The following is a 1,072-nucleotide window of genomic DNA, read 5'->3' as shown; positions in this document are numbered from 1 at the left end:
GAGCGAGACCTCGTAGCAGCCCATGTCGCGCAGCGCTGCCACCACCCGGGCCACCGCCTCGGGCGCCACGGCGCCGTCATAGGGGCATTCCACCACGCAGGAAACATAGCCCCGCACCGGCACGCCGCGCGCCAGCGCCGCCTCGGCCACCGGGCGGAACCGCTCGAGGCTCTCGGCGATCGAGGCGTTGATGTTGGCGCGGCTGAAGCCTTCGGAGGCGGAGCCGAAGATCGCCACCTCGTCGGCGCGTGCCTCCATCGCCGCGTCGAAGCCCCGCATGTTGGGCGTGAGCGCCGCGTAGGACACCCCCGGCGCGCGCGTGATCCCGGCCAGCACCTCGGCCGAACTCGCCATCTGCGGCACCCATTTCGGGCTTACGAAGCTTGCGCATTCGATGCGCCGGAAGCCGGCCCGGCTCAGGCAGTCGACCAGCGCGATCTTCTCCGACGCCGGGATCTGGCGCGCCTCGTTCTGCAAGCCGTCGCGCGGCCCGACCTCGAAGATCTCGACATATCCGCTCATCTCAGGCCCTCTCGTTCAATTCCAAATGTCCCACCCGGCGATGCTCAGCTCGGCCACGCCGGGTAGAAATCCTGCGCGTAGAGCCGCCCGCCCTCGTCCGGCAGCGACTTCGCGAAAGCCTCGCGCTCGCAGATCCGTTCGTACCAGGCGGAAAGCTCCGGGAAGCCCTCGATGGCCGCGAAATGCCGCGCCATGTAGACCGCCTGCCCCACGGCGATGTCGCAGGCAGAGAAGCCCGAGGTCAGCAGGTGGTCGCGATTCTCGATGGGCGTCGACAGCCGCGCCTCGATGGCGCCGTAGCATTTCTCGATCCGCTTCGCCTCGAGCTGCATGACGATGGGCGAGCGCATGTGATCCTCGCGCAGCATGATGTGCTGCTGGGTGAGGCTCGCCGTGTGCTGGCTGACGGTCTCGGCAAAGTGCAGCCAGCTGAGCCAGCCCATGCGGTCGGGCGAGCCCGGCGCGCGGCCGAGCCCCGCTTCGGGGAAGCGTTCGCAGAGGTACTCCATCATGGCGAGGCTCTCGAACATGCGCTCGCCCTCGATCTCCA

General features: G+C 68.8%; 2 protein-coding genes. Both read right to left on the bottom strand.

What is annotated here, in order from left to right; all coding sequences use genetic code 11:
* The coding region (locus tag HC022_RS27270) for a hydroxymethylglutaryl-CoA lyase (protein ID WP_167454460.1) at positions 1-522 on the bottom strand (522 nt) is incomplete at its 3' end.
* A gap of 44 nt (positions 523-566) precedes the next feature.
* The coding region (locus HC022_RS27265) for a glutathione S-transferase family protein (RefSeq protein WP_167454459.1) at positions 567-1,072 on the bottom strand (506 nt) is incomplete at its 5' end.

Origin of the sequence: Salipiger sp. HF18 (assembly GCF_011806505.1) — a bacterium.
GTDB classification, from domain to species: domain Bacteria; phylum Pseudomonadota; class Alphaproteobacteria; order Rhodobacterales; family Rhodobacteraceae; genus Salipiger; species Salipiger thiooxidans.
Note: the sequence above shows the minus strand (reverse complement) of the source record. Positions and strands in the feature narration are given on the sequence as shown.